This window comes from Acidobacteriota bacterium, assembly GCA_034211275.1.
Taxonomy (GTDB): domain Bacteria; phylum Acidobacteriota; class Thermoanaerobaculia; order Multivoradales; family JAHZIX01; genus JAGQSE01.
Genome location: JAXHTF010000303.1, coordinates 1 through 4,673 on the forward strand (window position 1 = coordinate 1; position 4,673 = coordinate 4,673).

Annotated in this window: 5 protein-coding genes; 4 read left to right on the top strand and 1 reads right to left on the bottom strand. The window is 64.9% G+C overall.

Features of this window, described 5'->3' with window-relative positions; genetic code table 11:
* A partial coding sequence (locus SX243_25155; GenBank protein MDY7096278.1) for a peptidase S41 occupies positions 1–1,327 on the bottom strand: 1,327 nt, incomplete at its 3' end.
* A 307-nt stretch (positions 1,328–1,634) separates the two neighbouring features.
* On the opposite strand from SX243_25155, the gene SX243_25160 reads away from it, so the two are divergent.
* From SX243_25160 to SX243_25175, 4 genes are all read left to right on the top strand, one after another.
* Entirely contained in the window at positions 1,635–2,531 is an 897-nt protein-coding gene (locus tag SX243_25160; GenBank protein MDY7096279.1) for a hypothetical protein, read from the top strand.
* A 7-nt stretch (positions 2,532–2,538) separates the two neighbouring features.
* Positions 2,539–3,459, top strand: coding sequence for a diacylglycerol kinase family protein (locus SX243_25165; GenBank protein MDY7096280.1), 921 nt, complete (start codon positions 2,539–2,541; stop codon positions 3,457–3,459).
* A 306-nt stretch (positions 3,460–3,765) separates the two neighbouring features.
* Positions 3,766–3,942: a hypothetical protein gene (locus SX243_25170; protein ID MDY7096281.1), complete on the top strand. Its 177-nt coding sequence runs from the start codon at positions 3,766–3,768 to the stop codon at positions 3,940–3,942.
* Positions 3,943–4,383: 441 nt separating this feature from the next.
* Entirely contained in the window at positions 4,384–4,608 is a 225-nt protein-coding gene (locus SX243_25175; protein ID MDY7096282.1) for a hypothetical protein, read from the top strand.
* The last annotated feature ends 65 nt before the right edge of the window (positions 4,609–4,673 follow it).

The window sequence follows — 4,673 nt, forward strand, 5'->3', positions numbered from 1 at the left end:
CCGTTCCGTCCTCGACGGCTACCACGAAGAGCTTGCCACTCTTGTCCGAGAAGGCGATGTGCTGGCCATCGGGGGACCAGCGGGGGGCAAAGCGCATGGCGGTACCGCCGTCGGTGAGCTGACGCAGCTCGCCATCGCCGTCCTGGGAAACCAGATAGAGCTCTTCCTCGCCATCACGGTCGGAGAGAAACGCGATGCGCTTGCCGTCCGGTGACCAGGCAGGCCAGCGGTCGTGGGCGCCGGAGCTTGGGGTGAGGTTGCGGGTGGGGCCGTTCTCCGCGGGCACGGTGAAGATGTCGCCGCGGGCGGCGAAGACCGCGCGCTCGCCGTGGGGGGAAAGGGCGAAGTTCTCGATCCGGTCGCCGACGGCGAGCTGGTGGGGGCGGCGGGCTAGACCGTCGTCGGGAACCTGGATGGTCAAGGGGCGATCCGTCCCCGAACCGGTGTCCAAGATCCGCAGCTCGCCGTTGAGCTCGTAGACCACGCGGCCTTGCTGGTCGGCGCTGGGCCAGCGCACGTCCCACAGGTCGTGCTCGGTGAGGGGGCGGGTCTCGCGAGAGGCGAGATCGAAGGCGTAGAGGTTGAAGGTGCCGCTGCGGTCGGAGTTGAAGACGACGGTTTCGCCGAACCACATGGGGTCCCGATCCGCCCGTGGGTGATCGGTGATCCTCTCGAGCTCGTGGCTGGAGAGGTCGAAGAGGTAAAGCTCCTGAGCCCAGCCTCCCTGATAGCGCTTCCAGGTGCGGAAATCTCGAGCGAGGGGAGAGTAGACGACCCGCTGGCCGTCGGGAGAGAGGTCCGCTCCCCCGGATTCGGGCATGGGGAGAGCGACCGGCAGGCCGCCTTCGACGCTGACGGTGTAGATGCGGGAATCGCTCAAGTCCCAGCTGCCGCGAAGCGAGCGGAAGACCACCGAGGAACCGTCGGGGGTCCAGCCGTAAACCTGGTTGTCGAAGCCCCAGCGGGGGGCCAGGGGGCCGCGGGCAGGGTAGTAGGTGAGCTGTCGGGGCTCGCCACCCTGGGCCGGGATGACGTAGACCTGCTCGTCACCATCGTATTGGCCGTTGAAGGCGATCCAGCGCCCGTCCGGCGAAAATTTCGGGGAATTCTCCACCCCCGGATGGGCGGTGAGACGGCGGGCGACGCCGCCGTCCACGGAGGCGCTCCAGAGATCGCCGGCGTAGACGAAGACCACGGTGTCTCCGTGAATGTCCGGGAAGCGCAGGAGCTTGGTGCCGGATGATTCTTCCGCCAGCGTCGGCGAGACGAGGAGTGCCAGCATCCAGGCTGTACACAGGGTGACCAGAAGTCGGGAGTAGCGGCTCATGAAACCTCCATATGGGCGCCTCGCATCGAAGGCGAGGGATAGCTTGACCGATGTCGTGGACTTGCTTTCTTGGGTTGAGGGGGTGCTTCCTCGGACTGTCGGCAGGGTCAGCCGAGAGCAGCTCTCGCTGGCGACTGACTTCCTCAGCAAGCTCCGAGAGCTGACGTTCCAGCGGATCCGTAGATCCCCTCTGAGGCTGCTATACGTTGGATGCCGCCGTTTGTTCCAGCCCCGGTGGCGGGGACAGCCCATGTTAATCTGACGATCCGTCGAGAGAAAGCCTGATCGTCCTTTTTGAGAGGTTGCCATGACCTATTGGACCCTTCGATTCGTCCCCATTTCTGTGTTCGCGATGCTTCTGGTCGGGCTGGTGGGATGTCTTTCTCAAGCCTCCTCGGCCGTCGCGGAGGATGCTTCATGGCGCCATCTGGCCCTGTGGGACGACGGCAAGGCGGAGTATGCGGTGTACGAGGTGGATTGGGCACGCTATGGGGATCGTTTCCCCGGCCGGGCCCTGTTGGTGTTGGTCAAAGAGCCCTGGGCTCCGGACCTGGAGGTCAAGGCCGACACTCCCCGGGAGGACGGCTTCGACGTGATCAAGCTCAACCATATCCGAGATGTCCCCACGGGGGTTTACACCTACCATCAGATGGCCAGCCTGTTTTGGCGGCGGGAGGGCGGCGAGCTGCAGAAGCTGGCCTCGAGCAGCGCTGAAGCCTGCGGCCTGTCCACAGGCTTCATGGTCGGTGGCGAGCTCGAGACCCGCTCGTACTTCGATGGCCAAGGGCAGCGCCAGCAGCCCTGGCCCGACGACGCGCTGGCTCAGGATGGCCTCCCGGCGAGCCTGCGCCAATATGTGACCGGGCCGGTTCCGGAGACTTTGAGCATCTTTCCCACGCTCTTGACCGGGGCCTTTCCTCCGCTGCAGGCGACCGCCTGGAAGCTCTCCCGGGGCGAGGAGCGGACCGTGGAGGTGCCGGCGGGCAGCTTCTCGGCGGTTGAGCTGCGATTGGAGCAGGGGGAGCGATTCCTCCGCTACACCTTCGGGACCGAAGCCCCCCATGTGCTGCTGCAGTTCGAGGATTCCCAGGGTACCGAGTATCGGTTGGCCAAGGTGGAACGCATTCCGTATTGGGCGATGCACGATGCCGGGGACGAGGAGTGGATCCCGGCGTATCTGCGCTTCGCCCCCCCGGCGGAGTGAGCCGCGCTTGGAAAGAACTGCCTTCTTCATCAATCCGGCCGCCGGTAGCGGCCGTGCAGCGCAAATCTGGCAGGCGCTGAAGGATCGGTATGGAGCGGAGGTCACCGCTGCTGCGGACCACGGCTGGGTCGTGGAGGCGGCAGATCCTCGGGCTGCGCGGAGCTGTTTGGATCGATTGCTCAGAGACGCGTCGTCGGTGGAGCGTTTGGTCGTCGTTGGGGGCGACGGCTCGGTGCATCTGGCGGTCAACGGGGTACTCGATGCGGACGCCGGCCAGCGGGTCGCCCTGAGCTTGGTGCCGGCGGGAACGGGGTCTGATCTGGCGCGGACATTGGGCGTCCCGCGGCGTCCGAAAGCGGCGCTGGAAGCGCTGGGCAAGAGCTCCCGAAGGCAGTTGGACGCACTCGAGCTGAGCACGGCGGAGGGTCGCCGAGTGGTCGCCATCAACGTGCTGTCTCTGGGGATCTCGGGCTTGGTGGATTTGCGGGTCAATGCCCAACGGCGCCGGGGCACGCTGGCGTTTCTGACGGCTTCGGTGGTCTCGGTGCTGCAGTATCGGGCGCAGCCATGCCGCATCGAGGTCGACGGCCAGCTGCTCTACGACGGGCCTCTCTATCTTCTGGCGGTGGGCAACGGACGGTATTTCGGCAAGGGGATGAAGGGTCTGCCGAAGGCGGTGGTGGACGATGGCCGGGCGGATGTACTGATCGTGCCTCCGAAGCCGCGGGTGGAGCTGTTGGGGTTGCGGTTGCCGCAGTTGTATTTGGGGAAGCATCTGGGGGCGAAGGGGCTGATCTACACCCAGGCCCATACTATTCGGGTAGTCCCCAGCAAAGGCTTCCCGCCCTTCGACCTCGATGGAGAGACCTATGCTGCCTCGGAGGGGGTTGTGAAGGTGCTGGGAGGAGCTGTCACGTGGGCCGGCTAGGGCGTTGGTGCGATTAGGGCGCTCGGGGATGTACTGGCGGGGGCAGGCGGGAGAAAGAACACGGCGATGAGTCATCTGTCCAAGGTGTTGGCCCTCAAGATTCTCGCGACACTGGGCCTTTGGGCGCTGCCCTTGATGGTCTTTCCCGCATCGGTACTCGAGGCGATGGGTTTTCCGCCCCAGCCGAGCTACCTATTCCCGCGATTGCTCGGCTGGGCTTACCTTGCCCTTTGCGTTGGCTATGGTTTTGGTTGGAGAGCCTCGGTGGAGGGGAAGCGGCCGAACGCAGCGATCTGGATGGGGATCGTGAGCAACGGCGGAGCCTGCGGGAATCTCGTGGTCTTCGGCCTCCTAGGCAGCTACTCTCAGTGGGGGAAGCTCGCTCAGGTCTTTGTCTGGGGCTCGGCGGCGGTGACGGGATTGGTTGCTCTGAGCCTCTATGCCTACGGGGTTCGAGAGGGGGCGCGGGAGACTGAAAGCTGAAGGAGCCAGTCTCCTTCTCTCGAGCGTCGAGGTCTTCCCCGCCGAGCTTTTCCCTACCCGAATCGCAGAAACGGGCCTCGGTTTGAGCGGGACGGTTCATCTGCATTCTCTCTTTCCACCCGCCTCTAGCCAGAACTCGCTCATTTCGGCTGCGCATGTCGCAGGGGCTGAGCAAGGGAACCTGTTGTGGCTCCCCAGGGGCACGACCTGCCCGATCTTCAGGTACAACTCTCCCGTCGTCTCTCGATATCGAGAAACTTAGGAGGGAGTCAGGATGGTGCCCGTAGGCTTGGTCTGCGGATTCCTTGGCGGAATCGTGTCCTATCAAGGCGGCCGGGGCGTTGGCTCTGCTGGCACCCAGGGAAGGCCTGGAGGAAAGCAGCCCCCAGGGAAGAGCGCCTCGCGATTTCCCTCCCGTAGATCCCTCGAGGCCTTTCGATAATGCTCCAGGAAGAGCCGGTGGGCTTCGGCCAGGCGCTCGCGAACCTCGCGCCGGATCGCATGGAATCGAGGAACCGGTCGACGCTCGAAGGTCTCCGGGCGTTGGCGGGGAGAGACGGCGAGTACCTTCCTTCGCCCCAGAACTGGGCGGCCTTGACGCTCGACACGTCCCTGCTGCTCCACCTCCCGGAGGAGATCGGCGATCCTTTGGCGACGCTCCGCTGAGGAGAGGCTTTCCCAACACGGCAAGGGAGAGAGCTCCAGACTCTCCGGCTGAACGAAGTCCTCCG